The sequence below is a fragment of the Streptomyces sp. NPDC046303 genome, from assembly GCF_055588085.1.
Genome location: NZ_JBVJFA010000030.1, coordinates 74,504 through 92,735, shown reverse-complemented (window position 1 = coordinate 92,735; position 18,232 = coordinate 74,504). Strand labels below are relative to the sequence as shown.

The window sequence follows — 18,232 nt, the reverse complement described above, 5'->3', positions numbered from 1 at the left end:
GAGGAGGCGTTGGTGGCCGTGTAGTCCCAGCCGCTCTCCCGCGTGATGATCTTGTCGAAGGCGGCGAACTGGGCCGGGTCCTTGATCATCTGCTGCGCGATCGCCTTGGCGCTCATCGGGGCGGCCTGCGCGGGAACCGCGGCCAGCATGGAACCGGCGACGCCCAGGGCGAGGACGGTACCCGCGAGGGACTTCTTGGAGGCGGCGATGCGGCGGATGACGGTGTGGGACACGGATTGACCTTCCGAAGGGGACAAGGGCGGTCGCGGGCATGCCGAAGACATGCGTGAGCCACTCACGCGGAGGAGAGGGGTTCGTCGGCGGCGGGTGAAACACCCTGCCGCCCTGCGACTCATCCAGTTCTACAGACCCCCCGCAGCCCTGGCAACGACCCCTCCTACTACCGACCCTCGCAGCCGGGGAGCCCCGTCCCGCGGCGGACCCGGGGGTCCAGGGCGGCCGCGGTCCGCCCGGGGCGCCTACTACGCCGATTCGTACGTGACGTGGGTCCTATGGGGCGTGTCACCTCCGGGACGCGCAAATCTCACCGAGCGTCACCGTTCGCACCCCTTGGAGAGGCCTCTCCCCACCCGCCAACTCCCCCGGAATCGAAGGAACGGACCGCCCGAGGGCTGTCTTCCTGTGACCGAGCACGAGAGTCGGCCCTTCGGGTCAAGCAGGTGCCAGATCCGGCCCCACGAGTCATCCACCGTGGAGGCCCCACGCGTCGAGCCCTCCGTAGATGTGGGCTTCGAGGCATTGCGGGGCGTCAAGGCCCACGGCCTCACCCCGGTACACGGCGATGAGGGAATCCTCGCCCCGCCACCAGTTGTCGGTCACTCCCCGCACTTCGGGCACGGGCTCGAAGCCGCCAAGGTCCAGGGCCTCGACCGTCTCGCCCTTGATCCTTGTGACGGTTCTGGCCCAGCGGCGGGCGTGGTCGGCGAGCGCCAGGGATTCCACCCAGCCGTCCGTGTCGGCATGCAGAGGTGTCCAGTGGTAGGCGTCGATGCCGAAAGCCCCGCCCGGGCCGATCATGAATCCGTAGGCCATGGAGACCCGAGACTGACCCGCCTCGAAGGACCAGCCCTGCCCGGGCATCCGCTCGGGGCAGCCGGCGTCCAGAACGCGGGGGCCGCCCTCGTAGAACGGGGCCGGCGGCAGTGCGAGGCCGCCCCAGCGGTCCTGAAAGGCGGTGGCCCGGTCGACCTCCGCAACGGGGATCCCGTGCCCGATCCTCGCGTCGCGGTGTCGCCGGATGTCCTCTCCCGGGACGCGGATGCCCTCCACCTCGACGAACCGCCGGGCCCTGCGGCTCAGACCAGCGGGCGCGAGCGGTACCGGGTTGTCGGCCGTCACTGCTGCTCGCGATCACCGGCGTGGAGCACGGCCGCCGCGATCTCCCGGACACGGTCCGGGCTGATCCCCGTGCGCTGCTCGACGGCGAGGGGGTGGTGGGTGGGCTCGAGCTCGAGCTCGACGAAGGGGCACTCACCGACCGGGCGTGTGTGGACGTACGTTTTCAGGTTGAGGGTCGTGGCCGGATAGACCGGCAGGTCGGTGGTGAGCCAGCCGAAGTACGGCTTCTCGGACTCCCGGCCAGGGGTGTCCCACAGGTCCGCAGCCCTGGAGAAATTCTCGCGGCTGAGCGATATCCAGACGCCCCAGGAGAACACGTCGTCACTGCCGATGACGGGTATCTCGATCAGGCCCTTGACGAAGTAGTGCTGCCCACGGACCACGCACTGGTCGGACCAGAGCAAGCAGTCGTCGGCGGCGGAGAAGGCCGGTTCCCACATGGCGGGGGCGTCGGCCGTGTAGTTCATCGGCAGCTCAGGGTGGTGGGCTCCGCAGCACGCGCAAGTGAACCCGAGATCACTGGTCATAAGGCCGGAGCCTAAGGGGTGTCTGACGGAGGTCCGTGGTGAAGGAGCGGTGTCCGGTGCGTGCTCTCGGCGTGCCGGCCGGATGCCCGCCTACTGGACGTACGTGGGCTTTCGGCCGGTGCGGCGAGAGTGCGTGCCGGGCATCGCGACGCCACGGACCTCCGTCAGACACCCCTAGTGACGGGCGCCGGTACCAGCGCGGGCGGGACCCCGCCCGCCGCCTGCACGACCCACTCTCGCACCCAGCCGCCGACCGCCCGTCGGAGGGTTGGCGACCCGGCGGAAGTGGCCCATCCAGTGGTGGGCATCAGCTGCTGAGGTCGAACACGCCCCACGTGCTGAACGGATCGCCCTGGAAGGACGAGGTCTCGCGTCCGAGCGCGTCGAAGACCCGGGCCCGGTCCGCGTCCTCGTTCCGGCGGGGGTGAGACGCGGCGACGACGAACCCGCCGTCGGGCAGGCGGTCCAGGTGCGGCCAGCGGGCCGGTACGGCGCTCGGCTCGGCGGGTTCGACGGTGCCGCCCGGATCGACGGAAACGACCAGCGCGTCGGAGGGCAGGGCAGCGCCGCCGGGCTGCGGAGCGCGGTCGGCAAGCAGCCAGTGCGCGGCGCCGAAGACGTCGACGGTGCTGGTCAGGACGTGGCGGTGGCGGTGCGCTCTGGGGAGGTGGGCGTAGGGAACGAGGGCGGTCTTCTGCACGGGCGGGCTCTCCTGATGGGCTCCGGATTCGTTCGGGCGTTCGATATCTGGCACGATGCGGGAATGAGGGCGGAACGTGCGGTCCCTCGGTGGTCACGTGAGCCGGGGATCCCCGGTGACCTGCTGAGGGCGAAGAGGCTGGCGTATGACCCGAGTGGGTTCATGTGCTCGCAGCCGGTGGCCGACGCGGAGAGTGCCGGGTACGGGGGCTGCGAGTTCGCGCTCGACGGCCTCTCGGTCACGTTCCGCGTGGCCAAGACGACCCCGGCGAAGGCCGGCCAGTTCGTCACCGTGTGGAAGCGGTCCGCGCGCGGGCCGATCCGGCCCTTCGATGCCGAAGACCCCGTCGACCTGTTCGTCATCAGTGCGGGTGGGGGCGAGCGGTTCGGGCAGTTCGTGTTCCCGCGGGACGTGCTCCGCGAACGGGGTGTCGTGTCGACGAACGGCACAGGCGGGAAACGGGCCTTGCGCGTCTATCCTCCGTGGGTCACCACCACCAACCGCCAAGCGGGCGGCGCCCAGGCCTGGCAGGTGGAGCACTGGCTCCGGCTGTCCGAGGACGAGCCCGTCGACATCGCCCGCGCCCACTCGCTCTACCGCTCCGGGAACGCGCGGCCGGTCGGTTCTTGACGTCCTCTCAGAAGGCGAGTCGCGGGTGGGGGTTTGGGCGGGGGAAGTCGGGTTAGACGCGTGGACAGCGGAGGCCGCCGCCTACGGGTGGGGCTTCCCGAGCGGGCCTCAGCCGCATGGCGGCACTTCCCCCGGCGTCATGCGGCCGGCTCGCCCGCACGACGGGCTGCCGCCCGGACCAGTACGGAACCCGGCCGGGCCCGGGTTCCCGGCTCCTCCCCGGCCGGGACCCGGGGCCGCGCCCGGCGAACCCCCGACGACGGCGCTCATACCGCCGCCCTCGGGCAGTGGACCGGACGGCAGCAACCCGCCCTCGCCCACCGCACGGAAACCTTCAGCGTGTTCGCCGGGCGCCACCACCGCGGTGCGGGCGGCGGCGGGAAACCGTTTCGGGAGCGGCCTCCGGTGAAGAAAAGCCGCCGGCCACGGCCACACGCGCCGGGCCCGCCGAGGCCGGGACGGGCTCACCGGGAGCCGATGCCGCGGAGGGTCGGGGAGCCGTCGGGCGCTCGGCGCGGCCGAGGACGGCGATGTGGGAGATCAGGGGTGCGCAGCCCTGGCAGATCTCCGCGAGGGTCCAGACCTGGCCGACGGCCGGGTTGTGGATGAGGACGAGGAGTGGGGCCCCGGTACAAGAGGCTCTGGTGTCCTGATGGAAGCCGCATTCGGCGGCCCGGCAGGCACACGCGGCATTGGGCCGAACGGTCGCGAGCCGGGCGTGCGCGCGTGCGTGCTCGGCGGCGAACCGGCGCATGGCCGTCGTGTCTTTGGAGCGGGGCGGCATGCGGCACGCCTCGGTGCTGCAGGTGACGGAGACGGTGTGGTCGCCGTGGCCGGTCAGACGGACGGTCCAGGTCCGTCCGGGGACACGGGATCCGGGAATCATGGTCAAGGCAGAGATGTCCGTTCACATATGCGGTGGTTTGCCCGTGGTCCGACGAGTCTCAGGCAGGTAGGAGACGGTGAAGTTCACGCGACGCCGATGCCGACCCGGGCCCTGTCCCGGCCCCGCCCCGGCAAGGGGACTGGCAGGTATGGCGGCCCCGGTCATGAGGAGAAGCGCACCTCAGACGAGGGGACCGAGGGGGGCGAGGGGGCAGTTGCCGAACACGCCCTGCAGTCTTTGTCGCACGCCGTTCGGCAGGTGTCAACGACATGCACCCGTTCCTGCCGGTCGCACTCACGCAGGGAGGAAAAGCGGAGAGGGGATCCGGAGTCGGGAGGTGGCGCTCGGGGAAGCCTGCTGGCGAACGGGACGGATCGATGCCGAAGGAGATGGCCGCCATGCGCACTCTGACGTTCGTAGTCGGTACGGGACGCAGTGGGTCGACCGCGCTGTCGGGCATCGTCCATGCGCATCCGGACGTACTGAGTCTGAACGAGCTCCTGTCGTCGGTGCAGAGCCGGGGCTTCCCGGAAGGCCTCCTGAGCGGGGCCCGGTTCTGGCGGCTGCTGGCCGATCCCAACCCGCTGTTCGAGCGGATGATCCGCAGCGGGGTGCCGATGCCGGAGTTCCTGTACACGCGCCGCCCCGGCCGTTTCGCGACCGACACCACCGGCATCCCCGCCCTGTCCCTGATGGTGCTTCCCCACCTGACCGACGATCCGGACGGCCTCTTCGACGAGCTGGAGAAACAGGTCTGCGGCTGGCCCAACCGAACCGCCGTCGGCCACTACGAGGTTCTGTTCGGGCTCCTGTGCGCGCGGTTCGGGCGGAGTGCCGTGGTCGAGCGGTCGGGCTATTCACTGGAGCGGGTGCCGCTGCTGCGCAAGGCCTTCCCGCAGGCGCGCTTCGTGCACCTGTTCAGGGACGGGCCCGACTGCGCGCTGTCCATGAGCCGGCACACCGGCTACCGGCTGATCTTCCTGTTGCGGGACATCCTCGCCCGGACGGGCGCCGGACGCGTCGAGGACCTGACCGAGGACCAGATCCGGTCCCTGCCGCCCGAGCTGTCGCAGCTGCTGGCCGAGCGTTTCGATTCCGCGCTGGTACTGGAGCGCGCACTGCCGTCGGCCGGCTTCGCGGCCTTGTGGTCGGAGATCATCGTGCGGGGTGTGGCGCATCTCGGCGAGGTGCCTGCAGCCGCACGGACCACGCTCGCCTACGAGGACCTCCTCGACGATCCCCGCGAGGAGCTGACGCGGCTGGCCGGGTTCATCGGCGTCGAGCCGCTCCCGCAGTGGCTCGACGCCGGTGCCGCACGTCTGGACGGCAGCCGGCGCGGCGCGTCCCGGCGGCTGCCTGCGGCTGAACTCGAGGCGTTGCGAGAACACTGCGCTCCCGGCGCACGCGCCCTGGCGGGCGCGCGCGGTGCCGGGTTCAGTGCGTGAAGCGGTCCGGGTCGGCCGACTGCCAGTCGGATGCCCAGTCGGCCGGCGCCTCCGATGTCAGCAGCTGTCCAGGGGTGAGCCACGTGTGGAGTTCGGCGTAGGAGCGGACGGTGTTCGGGTCGACCCGTTGGAGGAGCATGTGGGGTCGCAGCCCGCGCGGGTCGTCGACCCCCATCGAGGCCATGATCTGCAGGGCGCTCTCGACCGTGGCCTGCTGGTAGCGCCGTACGCGCTGCGACTTGTCGGCGACGTCGATGGCGCGGGCGCGCCGCTCGTCCTGGGTGGCCACGCCGACGGGACAGGTGTTGGTGTGGCAGCGCTGGGCTTGGATGCAGCCGATCGCGAACATCATGGCGCGGGCGGCGTTGGTGTAGTCGGCTCCCTGGAGCAGGCGTTTGACGAGGTCGCTGCCGGTGGCGACCTTGCCGCTGGCCCCGATGCGGATGCGGTCGCGCAGCCCGGTGCCGACGAGGGCGTTGTGGACGGCCATCAGCCCCTCGCCGAGGGGCAGGCCGACGTGGTCCGCGAACTCCAGCGGCGCCGCGCCCGTGCCGCCCTCCGCGCCGTCGACGACGATGAAGTCCGGTGTGCTGTCCTCCTCGAGCATGGCCTTGCACACCGCCAGGAACTCGGGCCGCGATCCCACGCACAGCTTGAACCCGACGGGCTTGCCGTCCGCGAGCTCCCGCATCCGGGCCAGGAAGCGCACCAGCTCGCGCGGTGTGGAGTACACGCGGTGGAAGGGCGGCGAGACGACGGTCTCCCCCTGCGGCACCCCGCGGACCTTCGCGATCTCCGCGTTGACCTTGGCACCCGGCAGGACGCTTCCGATTCCGGGTTTGGCACCCTGGCTGATCTTCAGTGAGACGCACATGACCTGGCTGCGGGCCGCCTTCTCGGCGAACTGCCGCTCGTCGAAGCCGCCTTCGCCGGTGCGGCAGCCGAAGTATCCGGTGCCTATCTCCCAGACGAGGTCCCCGCCCGCCCGCAGGTGGTACTCCGACAGGCCGCCCTCGCCGGTGTCGTGGGCGAAGCCGCCCAGCCGAGCGCCGGCGTTGAGGGCGAGTACGGCGTTGGCCGACAGGGAGCCGAAGCTCATCGCCGAGACGTTGAGCAGGGCCATGTCGTAGGGCCGCGTGCAGTCGGGGCCGCCGATGCGGACCCGGGGCGGGACGGTGCGCACCGGGCGGGGGGCCATGGACGGGACGAGGTACTCGCTGCCGGAGCGGTAGAGGTCGAGTTCGGTGCCGAAGGGATCCTCCGCGTCGGTGCCCTTGGCGCGTTCGTAGACGATGCTGCGGGTGTCGCGGTCGAAGGGGCGGCCGTCGGTGTTCCGCTCGATGAAGTACTGCTGGAACTCCGGCCGCAACGCCTCCATCGCGAAGCGGAGGTGCCCGAGCAGCGGATAGTTCCGCAGAACGGAATGCCGTCGTTGTACGAGGTCGTGGACGGCCACCAGCGTGAGGAGGATCAGGGGGGCGGCTGCGGCCGACCACCAGGGCGAGATGCGGACGGCGGCGGCGGAGGCCGCCACCGCGAACGAGCCGAGGACAGCTATCACACGGAGTTTCAGCACATCGCGCTTGTGTCCCGAAGTGCGGCCGCCAATCGGCGGGCCCGCTGCGGCGGCCGGGCCCGATGCAGCCGCCGGGCCCGGGATGCCCGTCCCCGCGCCGGGGATCCGGCTCGTGGAAGGACGGGCGCTATCCGGTCAGCCTGGATGGCCGTTCGATGAACCGCGCACGGCCGACAGCAGGTCAGCGAGCCGCCTACGGCTGTCCCGGCGGCTGCCGACCCCCCGTCCGCGCCCGATCGCACCGGCCGCACACCCCGCCTGAGCTGCCCGAACGACCGTTCGGTTGCCGATATTCGAACCAGATGTCTGTAAATCGGCGATCGATGTGCGCGCACCCTGCACGCCCGACAAACTCGGGAGCGTCCAGTCGATACATCGCAGCCAACTGCTGCGCATCACCTTCGAATTGAAAGCGAGTTTCGCCGTGCGTCACCGCATCGCTGTTGTCTCCTCCGCCGCCCTTCTGACCCTGGCCGGCGCCACGGGCATCGCTGAGGCACAGCCCGCCGGCCTGTACGCCCCTTCCGCCGTCGTCCTTGCCGTCGCGCAGGGCGAAGGCCAGGGCGAGGGCGAGGGCACCGTCGTGCGGGCGTCCACTCTCAGCTGCGCACCGACCGCCCAGGGAACGCACCCCGACCCCGAGGCGGCGTGCGAGGCTCTCGCCGCCACCGCCGGCACCCTCGACACGCTCCTGGACGACCCGGACGCGAACCGCGCTTGCCCGATGCACTACGACCCCGTCACGGTCACGGCGGTCGGCGTCTGGCAGGGCAGCCGCATCTCCTGGGAGCACACCTTCTCCAACGCGTGCGTCATGTCCGCGACCTTCAACGGAAACGCCGTCTTCGCGTTCTGACGGCCCTGGCCCTGGCCCCGGCCCCCACGCGTCCGCCCCCGCCCCTCCCCGGGTGGGGGCGGACGTGCGTCTCGTCGCGACGGAACCCGCGTGGCCGCCGTCACACCGGCGTGGTGTCACATCCGGCGCCGCTGCGCTGTCCTCGCTGCGGAAACCGAGAGAAGGGATCGTCAGGATGAAGACCGTCATCGTGTGCGTCTCCGTGTCCCACGGCAATACGCGTCGCATCGCCGACACCATGGCCCGGGTACTGGACGCGAAGGTCGTCTCCCCGGAGGAGGCCGACCTGGGGGAGCTCGCCGACGCCGACCTCGTGGGGTTCGGAGCGGGCGTCTTCCACGGCAGGCTGCACCCCGGGCTGACCGACTTCGTGAAGGCACTTCCCGCGGGCCGCGGCCGTGCGTTCGCCTTCGCCACCAGCGGGCTCCCCGAGCTGCCGCCGGCGCCGTTCACCCGCCCGCTGGTCCGGCTCCTCGAAGGCAAGGGCTTCGCAGTGGACGGGACGTTCTCGTGCCGGGCGTTCGACACCTGGTTGCCCTTCAAGCTCGTCGGCGGTATCCACAAGCAGCGGCCGGACGCCGACGATCTGACGGCCGCGCGGGCGTTCGCCGCGAGGCTGCGGGACGGAACGGGCCCGGTGTCCTGACCCCGTCTGCGGCGCCTGCCCCGCCCGCCCCGCGCGGGGACGGGAGAGTTCGTCGACGGTCCCGCGCTCGCCCCCGAGGGGATGTGGGTGCGGTACGACGGCGAGGGCCGCCAGGAGCGCGCCGTCGAGCTGGCCGGGGAGCTGTCGGCCGCCCCGTGGGCGGGCGGGAAGCCGATCCTGTCCGCGCCGCCCACCATCGCGGAGTGACCCCTCCGCGGTGAACGAGGTCCTGCTCCGCAGCCTCACGCCGAGCGTGCTCGGCATCCTCGTCCGCCGCGGAGCCGATTTCGCGACGGCCGAGGACGCGGTACACGTCACGGTGGCCCGGCGCCGGTTCGTCGACGCGGCCCGCCGCCGGCGCGAGGACGTCGTCGAGGAGCAGCCGGCGCCCGGGCCCGCGCCCGCGGTGGACGACACCCTCCAGCTCTCCTTCCAGTGCGCCCACCCGTCGCTGACGCCGTCGTCCGCGGTCGCGGTGACGCTGCGTCGCCGCCGAAGCCATCCGGCTCACCCGGCAGCTCGCGGCCGCGATCGATCACCCAGGTGGCGGGGCTGCTCGCCCTCATGCTGCTCCACCATGCCCGGCGCGCCGCCCGGACCGCGCGCTACGGCAGCCTGGTACCGCTCGCCGAGCAGGACCGCGGCCGCCGAGGAGACCGGCTGGGTGCAGATCGTCGAGTGGTACGACGAGCTCGTACGCCTGACCGGCAGCCCGGTCGTCCGGCTCAACCGCGCGGTGGCCCTCGGCGAGGCCGACGGACCGCGCGCCGAGCTGGCGGCGCTCGCGGCGCTGGACGCGTCGCTGCCCCGCCCCACCGCGGTGGCGGCGTACCTGCGCGAGCGCGACGGCGGCACGGCTGTACGCCGAGGCGGCGCGGAAGGCGCCCGACCTCGCCGAGCGCGACCGCCTGACGCGCCAGGCCGCCCGGCTCAACGCCCGCCGGTGTCGCTGACGGCTCGTGCGCCCAGGGCCGGCCCGAGGTACGCCCGCAGGTCCGGGATGCCCGGCAGGCCGGGCAGTACGTGCCGCCGCCAGCCCTCGGCGTAGCCCGGTGGCGGAGCGTCACCTCGGACGATGAGGGCCACGGGCCGATCGCGGGCAGCGGCGGCCATCTCCGCCGGCGTGATGCTGCCGTCGTGCCCGCCGACCTGGCGGGAGGAGCAGCCCGCGCGGAACGCGATCCTGACGGCTTCCTCCCCGCTGACCACGCACGGCGGCCGCAGCCCTTGCCGGCGCAGGTCCGCCACCAGCCGATCGAACGCCGCGTGGTTGGCGCGGCCACGGTCCGTCACGCCGGCGAGGACGAGGAACTGCACGGCCAGATGGGCGGCCACGGCCAGTGCGAGGCCGGTGCGCAGTACCGGGCGCGCCCGGGTGAAGGCGGCCAGGCGGGTCAGGCACAGGGCGGTGGGGAGGGCGAGCAGGGCGTAGGCGGGCAGCAGGAAGCGCGGGGCCGCGTACCCGATCAGCAGCAGGTAGGGCACCGCCATGGACAGGCCGGCCAGCGCCGGGAGCACGAAGACGGCCGGCCGCCGCGTGCGGAGCGCGGCACGGACCCCGCCTGCGGCGAGGACGGGCAGGACGAACCACCAGACGGAGGCGAGGGGATAGCGCCACGGCACGGTGCAGGGGCGGCACAAGGTGAGCCCTTGCAGCGCTCGCACGTGATCGTCGAAGGCGGGGTTCCAGCCCAAGTGGCCCTGGATCTCGCTGGCACGGCCCAGCCGGGGAAGGAGCCCGCCGTAGCGCACGTACGCCTCGATCACCCATTCGGCGGCGCCCGCGGCCGCTCCGGCGCCGAGCACCAGCAGCAGGGCGGGCCTGCGCAACGACCTGACGGACAGTGCGGCGACCCCGAGGGGCAGGGCGAGCCAGAGGGCGTCGGAGGGCCGCATGAGGGCGGCGAGCGCCATGCCGGCGCCGAGCCCGGCCAGTGCGGCACGGTCGGCACGGTCGGAACGGTCCCGTGCGGCCCTCAGGAAGCAGCCGACCGCGATCAGCGCACCGTAGGCGACCCATAGATTGGGCATCGCCTGGGGGCCGTAGAACATGCTGATCCACAGCCCGGCGAACAACGCGCCGGCGAGCGCGAGCGTGCCGGTGGGGAGCAGGCGCCGCCACACCCACAGCGCCAGCAGGAGCCCCGCACCGGACAGCAGGGCGAGGTAGAGGCGCAGCGCCAGGACCGACGAGGTCAGCGCGGCGACGGGCGCAACGAGGAAGGTGATGCCCCGGGCGCGGGGAGCGCTGAAGAACGCGCCAGGGGCGTGGTGGCTGACCTGGCTGACGTACACGGTCTCGTCCCAGCCGAGCCCGGATCCCGGCAGGACGAACACCAGCTGGGCCAGCGTGTACGCGGCGGCGACAGCGCCGAGCAGGCGCAGGTCGCGCTGGACCTCGCGGCCCGCGCCGGGCTCGGACTCCGCTCCCGGGGGTGGCGGAGCCATCGCTGACGTCTGCGTCATGGCCGGACCTCACGGCTGTCGGGGAGCGGAAGCCATGCCTCCGCGCCCCCACCCTGCCCGTGCCCCCAGGCCGCTGCCACTCTCCGTACGGCACACGGGCCAATGGCGCGGTCCGCCGTGCCGGAGCCGACGACGGCCACCGGCCCCCGGCCACCGGCCACCACACTCGGTGATCCTTGAGATGCGGAACGTCACGGCGCGTGTCAGCGTGAGGGGGAAACCTTCACCTACGCACGGAAGAGGTACGCGTCATGGCCCGTCGACAGGACAAGCAGCAGGAACCGGGCAAGAGCCGCGAGGAGCAGGAGCGCATGCGTCGGCCGGGCCAGGACCCAGTCCACCCCGATGCCGGCCAGGAGGGCACGCGGGGCAAGAGCCCCGAGGAGATCAGGCGTCGCAGCGAGGACGCCATGCGCCGCGAGCGCGGCGAAGACGACATGCGCGACGACGAGCGCTGAGCGCAGCGCAGCCGCACTCCCCGCGGACGCCGTACCCGGCCGGGACCGCAGTCACCATCACCCGGCCGGGTACTGGCGTGTTCCCGTCCCGCCCTCCCGTCGCTGAGCGGTGTTCCACGACAGCCTGATCGTCAGTCCCGCTTCGCTGCCGGCCTCTGCGATGATCCCGAGGAGCTGACCCGACTTCACCGCCAGCTTGAGTCCGAACTCGACCTCGAAGGCGTCCGGTGATCCCGCTTCCCCCTGGGTGATGGTCTGCGCCGCCCACCGTCCGATGCCCTGCACGGTGCCGCGCACCTGATCCAGCGTCAGGGCCACGGCCGAACCCAGCTGCGCGGCGGACCGGTTCACCGCCCCGAATCCGACATCCCCGTAGCCCGATGCCCCCTGATCGGGCAGTGCTTGGAACGGCAGATCGCCGATCACCTCCGCGGTGACCGTCGAACCGTCCCCCAGATCGATCGCTACCGTCTCGGTCACGCGATCCCCTCCCACAGAAGCCCGCCCGGACCGGCAGGATAGTTCTGGGAGGCGCTTTCAGGGGGCCGTTCACACAGTCGCGCACGCCGACGGGCAGGGATTGCGGGGGTGATGGCCGTGCGGTCCGTAAATGGCTTGGCGAGGCATCCGGTTGCGGCGGATGATGCGCAGGGTCCGGGGCCGTACGAGCCCTCTGCCCCCGCCTGAGAGCGAGTTGCCATGACCCGTGCCGTCTCGGAGAGCGCCGCACCGTCCGGACAGCGGCCTGAAGTCCGCGTGGAGGCCGGGAGGCTGCGCGGCAGCCGGGAGGCGGGCGTGGCTGTCTTCCGCGGCATCCCGTTCGCCGAGCCTCCGGTCGGCGCGTTGCGCTTCGCCGCGCCCCGGCCGGTACGGGGCTGGAGCGGGGTGCGGGAGGCCGTGGCGTACGGTCCGCCGCCCCCGCAGGCCGGGGTGTTCGGCATGGACGCCCTGTCGCAGGACACGGCGGGCGACGACTGGCTGACCGTCAACGTATGGTCGCCGGAACCCGTCGCGGGTGCGGGATTGCCGGTGATGGTGTGGATCCAGGGCGGCGCCTACCTGTTCGGGACGGCCGCCCTCCCCGAGTACGACGGTGGCCGGCTCGCGCGGGACGGCGGCGTCGTGGTCGTCACGTTCAACTACCGTGTCGGCTTCGAGGGCTTCGGGCACATCGAGGGTGCTCCCGCCAACCGCGGACTGCTCGACCAGGTCGCCGCCCTCGCGTGGGTGCGCGACAACGTCCGGGGGTTCGGCGGCGACCCTGACCGCGTCACGGTCTTCGGCCAGTCCGCGGGTGGCGGATCGATCGCCGCGCTGCTGGCGATGGAAGGTGCGGCCGGACTGTTCCGTCGAGCCGTCGCGCAGAGCGCGCAGGGCACGTTCTTCTCGCGGGAGCTCGCCGCGGAGATCAGCGCCGCCTGCGCCGCCGAGCTCGGGCTGCGGCCCACCCTGGCGGACCTGTCCGGCGTCGACCCGCGTCGGCTGCCCGCCGCCGGTGACGCGGTGGCCGCGGCAATGGACCGGCACGCGGGGCGCTGGGGCCTGCCCGCGCACAGGACGATCCCGTTCTCGCCCGTCATCGACGGCGAGGTCCTCGCCGTCACACCGTGGCAGGCCCTGGCGGAGGGAGCCGGCCGCGATGTCGAACTCCTCGTCGGCCACACCCGGGACGAGCAGCGGCTGTTCACCGCGCTGGACGGTCTGCTCGGTGCCGTGAGCGAGGAGCAGGCGGCCGCCGCCCTCCAGGTCTTCGCTCCCGGTCCGGACGGGGCGCGCCGGTACCGCGAGGCCTTCCCGGCGGCGGGTCCGGACGAGTTGTACGAACTGGTCCACTCGGACTGGCTGTTCCGCATGCCGACGCTGCACCTCGCCGAGGCCCAGACGGCCGCCGGCGGTCGTGCCCACGTCTACGAACTGACCTGGACCGCCCCGGGCATGGGAGGCGCCTTCGGCGCCTGCCACGGCCTCGATGTCCCCCTCGTGTTCGGCAACCTGGACCGCGGCCAGCCCGCCGCGCTGATCGGTGAGGCGCCTTCCGCGCAGGCGCAGGCCCTGTCGGCCCGCATCCGCGCGGCCTGGGCGTCGTTCGCCGCGCACGGCGACCCCGGCTGGCCCGCGTACGACACCGGTCAGCGCCTCGTGCAGCTGTTCGGCGCCCGACCGGCCGTCGCCGCCTACCCGGAGGAGTCCTCCCGCCTGATCTGGCAGGACCACGCCTTCCGCGCGCTGCCGCTGATCAGCGGCTGAAGGCGTCCCGCTCGAGGGCCGGGCCCGAGGGCCGGGCCGCCCTCGGGCCCGGTCCTCAAGAGCGGTCCCGTTGCCCTTGGCCTTCCGGATCCCGGTGGGCTACGCGGCGCTCCTCCAGCGGGGCCCGGCGCAGGACCTCGTCGCCCGCGCGGGGCAGGTGCGGGGTGTGGTTGACCAGCCGGGCGGAGTTGCCGACCACGGCGATGCTGCTGGTGTTGTGCAGCAGCGCCGCGAGGACGGGGTTCATGGAACCGCCGGCTCCCGCGACCAGGCCGAGGAGGTTGACCCCGATGGCGAGGCCGTAGTTCTGCCGTACGACGCGCAGGGTGTGGCGGCTCAGTTCCACGACGGCGGCGACCTGGCGCAGGTCGTTGCCCGCCAGGGCGATGTCGGCGGTCTCCAGTGCCACGTGCGAGGAGTGCTCTCCCATGGTGATGCCGACGTCGGCGAGGGCCAGGGCGGGGGCGTCGTTCGTCCCGTCGCCGACCATCGCCACGGTGTGCCCCTCCGCCTGGAGATCCCGTATCAGCTGGAGTTTGGCCTCCGGAAGCGCGTGGGCGTGCACTTCGGTGATGCCCAGGGTGTCGGCGACGACCTGGGCGGTCTCCGGCGCGTCGCCGGTGAGCAGGATCAGGCGGGAGACCCCGAGGTCGCGCAGCTGCTGGACGACGGTTTCGGCGCCGGCCCGTACGGCATCGGAGACCCCGAGCATGCCGATCAGGTCCTCGTCGTGGGCGAGGCAGATGACGGTCTCGCCGCCGGCGCGCAGCCGGTCCGTCCAGCCCTGGGCCTCGTCGGTGAGGTCGACGCCGTGCTGGCGCAGGAGCGCGGGGCTGCCGACGAGGAGCCGGGTGCCGTCGAGTTCGGCGCGCATGCCCATGCCGAGGACGACCTCGCAGGCCTGGTGGATCGGCACGTGGAGGTGCTGTTCCTCGGTACGGGCGACGATGGCCTGCGCGAGGGGGTGGCGTGCGTGCAGTTCGCCGGAGGCCGCCAGGCTCAGCACCTCGTCGGCGGTGACCGCCTCGCTGAGCGTCACCACGCTCGTGACCAGGGGGCGGCCGAAGGTGAGGGTGCCGGTCTTGTCGAAGACGACTGCGGTGACCCGGCCGATGCCCTCCAGGTGGGTGCCGCCCTTGATGAGGGTGCCGCGGCGGGCGCCGTTGCCGATGGCCGCGCTGATGGCGGTCGGGGTGGCGAGTCCCGCCGCGCAGGGGCAGGCGATCAGCAGCATGGTCATGGCCCGCCGTGCGTCGCGGGTGACGGCGTAGGTGACGGCGGCCAGGGCGAAGGACACCGGGACGAAGCGCTGGGTGAAGCGGGTGGCCACGGTCTGGATCGGGGCCCGGTCCGACTGGGCCTCCTCGACGCGGCTGATGATCCGGCCGACGGTGGTGTCACCGCCGACGGAGTCCGCGCGGATGGTGAGCGAGCCGGAGGTGACGATGGTGCCGGCGTAGACGTGGGCGCCTTCCCTGGCGTAGACGGGCAGCGCCTCACCGGTGACGGCCGCCTGGTCCACCAGCGCCTCGCCGGTGAGCACGTGCCCGTCGACGGGGATGCGGTGGTGTTCGTACACGGCGACGGTGTCGCCTGGCTCCACGGTCTCCAGGTCGACCTCGAGCTCGATGCCTTCGCGTACCAGCCAGACGCGCTCGTCGCCGATGGTGAGCAGTTCCTCGATGGCGCGGCGGGTGCGGCGCAGGGTCAGGGTCTGGAGGAACTCTCCGATGTTCAGCAGCCACAGGACCGTGAGGGCGACGACGTTCTCCCGCAGTACGAGGGAGATGACGGTCGCCGCCGTGACGAGCGTGTCGGTACCGGGGCTGCTGCGGCCGCGCAGGGTGCGCAGGGCGCCCCGGAAGAACGGCAGGCCGGTGAAGACGGTCACCACGCCGAGCAGCCCGGAGGATCCGAAGGAGAACCGGGGTCTGCCGAGCAGCCGCCGGAATGCCACGAGGGCGAGGACCGCTCCGCCGACCACCAGGCGGGCCACCTCTCCGGTGGAGGTGTCGGGCAGGGACCGGGAGGGCTTGGCCACCACCATCACGGCGGGCGGGGCCTCCTCGAGGGCGTCGACGAGCTGCGCGACGTCCAGGTGCTCGGGGGCCACCCAGATCACGACACTGCCGGTGCGCGGGAAGATCCGCAGGGCGCGGAAACCACTGATGCCGGTCAGTCGTTCGTCGACGAGGCCCGCGCAGCCGGGCCGTGCTCTCAGCCAGGGCACCGACAGCCGTACGCGCCCCGCCGCCACCGAGCAGACCAGGACGGCCGGCATGATCAGTGCTCGTGTCCGTGATCGTCGTGATCGACGGTGACCGCGGACGGCGGTGGCACCTCTTCGCCCAGCGTCGTACGGGCTTCGGCCAGAATGTCACCGGCCTTCAGCCGGGCCTCCTCGGCGGCCGAGGCCAGCCACCTGCCGGCCACGATCCCGCCCGCGAGACCACTGACCAGCGCCTTGCGGGCGGCCGGGGCCGCGGCGGGTGCGTTCTTGATGATCAGGCCGCCCACCACGCCGGATAGCGCGTAATGGGCCAGCTTGCCGGCCGTGGCACCGGCGATCGCGAGGGGGTGCATGCGCAACTCCTTCCGTGCGCGCCGAACGGCGCGACGGACCTCTCTCTCAGTGTGGACCCGCCGAGCCCACCGGGTCGAGCCGGGCCCGGGCCGCGGCACCGTGGGCGGCGCGCCGGCGGCCGGCCAGTCGGCACCCGAGGTAGATGGAGAACGAGAGGGTCGTGACGTAGGGGCTGATCGGAATGCTGCTGCCGAGGGCGAGCAGGATGCCCCCTTCCATCGCCGCGAGTGCGAACGCGACGCTCAGCACGGGCAGCAACACGGGGGAGGCCGTGACGCGGGCGGCGGCGGCCGCCGGGGTGACGAGCAGGGCGAGGACGAGCAGGGCTCCGACGATCTGGACGCACAGGGCCACCGCGAGTCCGAGCACCAGCATGAACACCAGCGACAGGGTACGGACGGGCAGGCCCCTGGCCTCGGCGACCTCCGGGTCCGCGCTGGCGAAGGTCAGCGGCCGCCAGAGGACCACGAGGGCGGCCAGCACCACGACGGAGGTGCCGAGGAGCCATGCCATCTGCGGGGTGTCGACCGCGATGATCTGACCGGTCAGGATCCCGAACTTGTTGGCCGCCCGCCCCTTGTACAGGGACAGGAAGAGCACGCCCAGACCCAGCCCGAATGGCATGAGGATGCCGATGACCGAATTCCGGTCGCGGGCGCGGACCCCCAGGACGCCGATCGTGGCCGCGGCCAGCAGGGAGCCCACGATGGACCCGGCGACGATGTTCACCCCGAGGAGCAGCGCCGCGGACGCGCCGGCGAACGACAGCTCGCTGATGCCGTGCACCGCGAACGGCAGGTCGCGCATGATCACGAAAACCCCGACCAGCCCGCCCACCAGCCCCAGCAGGACCCCGGCCAGCAGCGAGTGGTGGACCAGGGCCAGCAGGTCGCCGTAATCGTCGAAGTTGAGGATCTGCCGCCAGATGCCGTCCTCGCCGTCCGCCGCCGACGGCCACGGTCCGGTCATGGCCGTGCACCGCCGTGCGTGGGGGGTGAGGGATGGTGCGGGCCGGCCGTGTCGGGCGCCCCCACCACGACGACGCGGCCCCGTACGCGGACGACGTCGACCTGGGTCCCGTACAGCTCGGACAGGGCGGTTGTGGTCATCACCTCGTCCGGCGGGCCGATCCGGAATCCGCGCGGGGCCAGGTACAGGACCCGGTCGACGAGACCGAGCACCGGGTTGATCTCGTGCGTCACGAAGACGACCGCGGTGCCTGCGGAGCGCCGTCGCCGGTCCACCAGGGCGGTGACCGCCCGCTGGTGCTGGAGGTCGAGGGAGAGCAGGGGTTCGTCGCACAACAGGATCCGCGGGTCGGTGGCCAGTGCCTGCGCGATGCGGACGCGCTGCTGTTCGCCACCCGACAGCGTGCCCACGGGCGCGTCCGCGTAGGGCAGGGCCGCCACGGAGTCCAGGATCTCCTCCACGCGGCGGCGGACCGCGCCGGGGGCGATGGGTATCCCCCAGCGATGCCCTTCCATGCCGAGTCGGACCAGGTCCCGGGCCCGCAGCATGGTGTGCGCCGGGAGGTCCTTGTGTTGCGGCACGTACCCGACGTACCGGCTGCCGTCGCGTGGCGGCAGGCCCAGAACCTCCAGCGAGCCCTTCGTCAGGGGCAGGCGGCCGAGGAGCACGCGCAGCAGGCTGGTCTTGCCCGACCCGTTCGGTCCGAGCACCGCGAGGAACTCGCCGGGCTGTACGTCGAGGTCCAGGTCGCGCCACAGCACCCGGTCGCCGTAGGCGAGGGTGGCACCGCGCAGACCGATGACCGGTGGGGCGGAGGCGGTGTCCGTCCGAAGGGTGGCCCCCGGGCGGGTGAGGGGTGTGAACGCTTCCGTACGGTCCACGG

17 protein-coding genes and 3 pseudogenes are annotated in these 18,232 nt (G+C 72.5%); 8 read left to right on the top strand and 12 right to left on the bottom strand.

Annotated features, from left to right (window positions below; translation table 11 throughout):
• The 4 genes and pseudogenes from ACZ6I1_RS27055 to ACZ6I1_RS27040 form a co-directional block, all read right to left on the bottom strand.
• A pseudogene (locus ACZ6I1_RS27055) lies at positions 1 to 233 on the bottom strand (lytic transglycosylase domain-containing protein); the annotation flags it as partial.
• A 469-nt stretch (positions 234 to 702) separates the two neighbouring features.
• Entirely contained in the window at positions 703 to 1,359 is a 657-nt protein-coding gene (locus ACZ6I1_RS27050; protein ID WP_469291393.1) for a hypothetical protein, read from the bottom strand.
• Positions 1,356 to 1,826: a DUF2199 domain-containing protein gene (locus tag ACZ6I1_RS27045; RefSeq protein WP_469291391.1), complete on the bottom strand. Its 471-nt coding sequence runs from the start codon at positions 1,824 to 1,826 to the stop codon at positions 1,356 to 1,358. The genes ACZ6I1_RS27050 and ACZ6I1_RS27045 overlap by 4 nt, the downstream gene beginning before the upstream one ends.
• Positions 1,827 to 2,193: 367 nt before the next feature.
• Positions 2,194 to 2,586, bottom strand: a complete 393-nt coding sequence (locus ACZ6I1_RS27040; RefSeq protein ID WP_469291389.1) for a hypothetical protein — start codon at positions 2,584 to 2,586, stop codon at positions 2,194 to 2,196.
• Positions 2,587 to 2,748: 162 nt separating this feature from the next.
• On the opposite strand from ACZ6I1_RS27040, the gene ACZ6I1_RS27035 reads away from it, so the two are divergent.
• Entirely contained in the window at positions 2,749 to 3,216 is a 468-nt protein-coding gene (locus tag ACZ6I1_RS27035; protein WP_469291387.1) for a MepB family protein, read from the top strand.
• 334 nt (positions 3,217 to 3,550) lie between these two features.
• On the opposite strand, the gene ACZ6I1_RS27030 is transcribed toward ACZ6I1_RS27035, so the two are convergent.
• On the bottom strand, positions 3,551 to 4,102 hold the full coding sequence (locus ACZ6I1_RS27030) for a hypothetical protein (protein ID WP_469291402.1): 552 nt from the start codon (positions 4,100 to 4,102) through the stop codon (positions 3,551 to 3,553).
• 389 nt (positions 4,103 to 4,491) lie between these two features.
• Here ACZ6I1_RS27030 and ACZ6I1_RS27025 point away from each other — a divergent pair, with 389 nt between their 5' ends.
• Complete coding sequence (locus ACZ6I1_RS27025; RefSeq protein WP_469291385.1) at positions 4,492 to 5,547, top strand: sulfotransferase family protein; 1,056 nt, start codon at positions 4,492 to 4,494, stop codon at positions 5,545 to 5,547.
• Here the strand turns inward: ACZ6I1_RS27025 and ACZ6I1_RS27020 are convergent.
• Positions 5,537 to 7,108, bottom strand: coding sequence for an FMN-binding glutamate synthase family protein (locus tag ACZ6I1_RS27020; RefSeq protein ID WP_469291383.1), 1,572 nt, complete (start codon positions 7,106 to 7,108; stop codon positions 5,537 to 5,539). The genes ACZ6I1_RS27025 and ACZ6I1_RS27020 overlap by 11 nt on opposite strands.
• A gap of 439 nt (positions 7,109 to 7,547) precedes the next feature.
• On the opposite strand from ACZ6I1_RS27020, the gene ACZ6I1_RS27015 reads away from it, so the two are divergent.
• The 4 genes and pseudogenes from ACZ6I1_RS27015 (at position 7,548) to ACZ6I1_RS27000 (ending at position 9,578) form a co-directional block, all read left to right on the top strand.
• Positions 7,548 to 7,979, top strand: coding sequence for an SSI family serine proteinase inhibitor (locus ACZ6I1_RS27015; protein WP_469291381.1), 432 nt, complete (start codon positions 7,548 to 7,550; stop codon positions 7,977 to 7,979).
• Between the two features lie 175 nt (positions 7,980 to 8,154).
• Positions 8,155 to 8,625, top strand: a complete 471-nt coding sequence (locus ACZ6I1_RS27010; protein WP_469291379.1) for a flavodoxin family protein — start codon at positions 8,155 to 8,157, stop codon at positions 8,623 to 8,625.
• 36 nt (positions 8,626 to 8,661) lie between these two features.
• Positions 8,662 to 8,832, top strand: a pseudogene (locus ACZ6I1_RS27005) (YciI family protein); the annotation flags it as partial.
• A gap of 10 nt (positions 8,833 to 8,842) precedes the next feature.
• Positions 8,843 to 9,578 (top strand): annotated as a pseudogene (locus tag ACZ6I1_RS27000) (DUF6596 domain-containing protein).
• Here the strand turns inward: ACZ6I1_RS27000 and ACZ6I1_RS26995 are convergent.
• A complete protein-coding gene (locus ACZ6I1_RS26995) occupies positions 9,556 to 11,091 on the bottom strand; it encodes a hypothetical protein (protein WP_469291377.1) in 1,536 nt (511 codons plus the stop codon). The pseudogene ACZ6I1_RS27000 and the gene ACZ6I1_RS26995 overlap by 23 nt on opposite strands.
• Before the next feature lie 251 nt (positions 11,092 to 11,342).
• Here ACZ6I1_RS26995 and ACZ6I1_RS26990 point away from each other — a divergent pair, with 251 nt between their 5' ends.
• Positions 11,343 to 11,549: a hypothetical protein gene (locus ACZ6I1_RS26990; protein WP_469291375.1), complete on the top strand. Its 207-nt coding sequence runs from the start codon at positions 11,343 to 11,345 to the stop codon at positions 11,547 to 11,549.
• A gap of 57 nt (positions 11,550 to 11,606) precedes the next feature.
• On the opposite strand, the gene ACZ6I1_RS26985 is transcribed toward ACZ6I1_RS26990, so the two are convergent.
• Complete coding sequence (locus ACZ6I1_RS26985) at positions 11,607 to 12,029, bottom strand: CU044_2847 family protein (protein ID WP_469291373.1); 423 nt, start codon at positions 12,027 to 12,029, stop codon at positions 11,607 to 11,609.
• A gap of 219 nt (positions 12,030 to 12,248) precedes the next feature.
• Between ACZ6I1_RS26985 and ACZ6I1_RS26980 the strand changes: the two genes are divergently transcribed.
• Positions 12,249 to 13,796, top strand: a complete 1,548-nt coding sequence (locus tag ACZ6I1_RS26980) for a carboxylesterase/lipase family protein (RefSeq protein ID WP_469291371.1) — start codon at positions 12,249 to 12,251, stop codon at positions 13,794 to 13,796.
• 55 nt (positions 13,797 to 13,851) lie between these two features.
• Here the strand turns inward: ACZ6I1_RS26980 and ACZ6I1_RS26975 are convergent, their stop codons facing one another.
• The 4 genes from ACZ6I1_RS26975 to ACZ6I1_RS26960 are packed head-to-tail and all read right to left on the bottom strand — an operon-like array spanning position 13,852 to position 18,230.
• Positions 13,852 to 16,077, bottom strand: a complete 2,226-nt coding sequence (locus ACZ6I1_RS26975) for a heavy metal translocating P-type ATPase (RefSeq protein WP_469291368.1) — start codon at positions 16,075 to 16,077, stop codon at positions 13,852 to 13,854.
• A 2-nt stretch (positions 16,078 to 16,079) separates the two neighbouring features.
• Complete coding sequence (locus tag ACZ6I1_RS26970; RefSeq protein ID WP_469291366.1) at positions 16,080 to 16,379, bottom strand: DUF1490 family protein; 300 nt, start codon at positions 16,377 to 16,379, stop codon at positions 16,080 to 16,082.
• 46 nt (positions 16,380 to 16,425) lie between these two features.
• The gene (locus ACZ6I1_RS26965) at positions 16,426 to 17,349 is read right to left on the bottom strand and encodes a metal ABC transporter permease (RefSeq protein WP_469291364.1); all 924 of its coding nucleotides are present in this window, start codon (positions 17,347 to 17,349) and stop codon (positions 16,426 to 16,428) included.
• On the bottom strand, positions 17,346 to 18,230 hold the full coding sequence (locus ACZ6I1_RS26960) for a metal ABC transporter ATP-binding protein (RefSeq protein WP_469291362.1): 885 nt from the start codon (positions 18,228 to 18,230) through the stop codon (positions 17,346 to 17,348). The genes ACZ6I1_RS26965 and ACZ6I1_RS26960 overlap by 4 nt, the downstream gene beginning before the upstream one ends.
• Positions 18,231 to 18,232 lie beyond the last annotated feature (2 nt).

Bases quoted from the DNA above. Each gene is read 5' to 3' on its own strand.
- ACZ6I1_RS27030 (WP_469291402.1), bottom strand. From the start codon at position 4,102: ATGATTCCCGGATCCCGTGTCCCCGGACGGACCTGGACCGTCCGTCTG.
- ACZ6I1_RS26975 (WP_469291368.1), bottom strand. From the start codon at position 16,077: ATGCCGGCCGTCCTGGTCTGCTCGGTGGCGGCGGGGCGCGTACGGCTG.
- ACZ6I1_RS26970 (WP_469291366.1), bottom strand. From the start codon at position 16,379: ATGCACCCCCTCGCGATCGCCGGTGCCACGGCCGGCAAGCTGGCCCAT.
- ACZ6I1_RS27025 (WP_469291385.1), top strand. From the start codon at position 4,492: ATGGCCGCCATGCGCACTCTGACGTTCGTAGTCGGTACGGGACGCAGT.
- ACZ6I1_RS27045 (WP_469291391.1), bottom strand. From the start codon at position 1,826: ATGAACTACACGGCCGACGCCCCCGCCATGTGGGAACCGGCCTTCTCC.
- ACZ6I1_RS27010 (WP_469291379.1), top strand. From the start codon at position 8,155: ATGAAGACCGTCATCGTGTGCGTCTCCGTGTCCCACGGCAATACGCGT.
- ACZ6I1_RS27035 (WP_469291387.1), top strand. From the start codon at position 2,749: ATGTGCTCGCAGCCGGTGGCCGACGCGGAGAGTGCCGGGTACGGGGGC.
- ACZ6I1_RS26995 (WP_469291377.1), bottom strand. From the start codon at position 11,091: ATGACGCAGACGTCAGCGATGGCTCCGCCACCCCCGGGAGCGGAGTCC.
- ACZ6I1_RS26990 (WP_469291375.1), top strand. From the start codon at position 11,343: ATGGCCCGTCGACAGGACAAGCAGCAGGAACCGGGCAAGAGCCGCGAG.
- ACZ6I1_RS26980 (WP_469291371.1), top strand. From the start codon at position 12,249: ATGACCCGTGCCGTCTCGGAGAGCGCCGCACCGTCCGGACAGCGGCCT.
- ACZ6I1_RS26965 (WP_469291364.1), bottom strand. From the start codon at position 17,349: ATGACCGGACCGTGGCCGTCGGCGGCGGACGGCGAGGACGGCATCTGG.